Annotated in this window: 3 protein-coding genes; all 3 read left to right on the top strand. The window is 28.5% G+C overall.

The features are described 5' to 3' along the window. Positions 1–183 precede the first annotated feature (183 nt). Positions 184–573 (top strand): hypothetical protein, encoded by a 390-nt coding sequence (locus tag RCF13_RS20095; protein ID WP_308141494.1) that lies wholly within the window; start codon positions 184–186, stop codon positions 571–573. A gap of 35 nt (positions 574–608) precedes the next feature. After that, positions 609–770, top strand: coding sequence for a hypothetical protein (locus tag RCF13_RS20090; protein WP_195862649.1), 162 nt, complete (start codon positions 609–611; stop codon positions 768–770). Positions 771–795: 25 nt separating this feature from the next. Continuing rightward, positions 796–1190, top strand: a 395-nt coding sequence (locus RCF13_RS20085; protein ID WP_308141493.1) for a hypothetical protein, incomplete at its 3' end; no start/stop codon positions are given.

Below are 1190 nucleotides of genomic sequence, written 5' to 3'. Positions count from 1 at the left end.
TAACGGTAAAGTTACTGATACACAGTTAGAACCTATTAGTAGACTACAAAAAAGACTTCATGAATATTATGAGGGACAATTACTCTTATCAAAACGTTAGTTTCTTTATCATTTTTGAAATTAATAAGGGAGGTAATTAATTTGGGGACCAGGAATATTTATAAACTCGCCTCTCACAGTGATGTGAAGAATTCCATCTTTATTGAGAGTAAATATGGTACGTCACATTTAATTATAATAATAGGCTGCATTCTTCTATGCCTTGAAAAAAACAAATTTATAGCTAAAAAATGGGATATAGCTACCATTATTACCGTTCTAGAGAGACATTATGAAATAAGTAATGTGACAGACAAATTTCAACATTACTTTTTTGAAACACTGCTCCCAAGTCAACAAAGGGGAATTTTTAATATTTTCCCTTCAATGATTGAAGATCAAGAGAAAATTAACATAATCGAGATAGATTTAATTGCAGCAAAAAATTATTGTTATACTTCAAACTTCAACATTATTACTCATGAAATCTTTCCTGAATTCAACAAATTCATTGCAGAAATACAAAACAGTTGATTCTATAAATTACAAATCCATTGGGAGGAAAAATAATGTTAAAAAATAAAGTGCAATCCAAAGCCTCATTTTTAAATGATTTTGAAATGAATCCATATACTGAAATTAAATTTTTTAAAGGAGTTTTTTGGGGATTAATATTTGTAATGCCTTTTTGGATTATTGTTACAGCCTTATTAATTTGGCTTTATAAATAAACTTTATCTAGTGGGAGGGAATAACATGATAAAAAACAAAGTGCAATCCAAAGCCTCATTTTTAGAAGAATACGCACAGGAAATTCAAAAAGATTTAATTTTAATAGAAAAAGATATAAATGCAAACAAAAACCGCCTATTAATAAATGGTCCAATTTACCTTAAAAAGCTACAAGAAGTGTGTTTAGTATTAAGTTATCTCAACAAGGATTTTTTATTTAATGACATACAATTAGCGACTAAACTAGAGAAGAAAGCAACTAAACTTTTTGAACAGCTTGATGCTGCGGGACGCGAGATAAGAGATACTGCAGTTAATTATTTAAAAAAATATAAAAGGAGTGATTTACGAAATATTCCCTCTTCTAATTCTCTAATGACAATTGAGGCATACAATTCAATTATAAGAGATATTAATGC

The organism is Stenotrophomonas maltophilia group sp. RNC7 (assembly GCF_030910085.1).
Taxonomy (GTDB): domain Bacteria; phylum Pseudomonadota; class Gammaproteobacteria; order Xanthomonadales; family Xanthomonadaceae; genus Stenotrophomonas; species Stenotrophomonas sepilia.
Note: the sequence above shows the minus strand (reverse complement) of the source record. Positions and strands in the feature narration are given on the sequence as shown.

Excerpts from the sequence above, each read along its gene's own strand:
- RCF13_RS20090 (WP_195862649.1), top strand. The coding sequence starts at position 609 with ATGTTAAAAAATAAAGTGCAATCCAAAGCCTCATTTTTAAATGATTTT.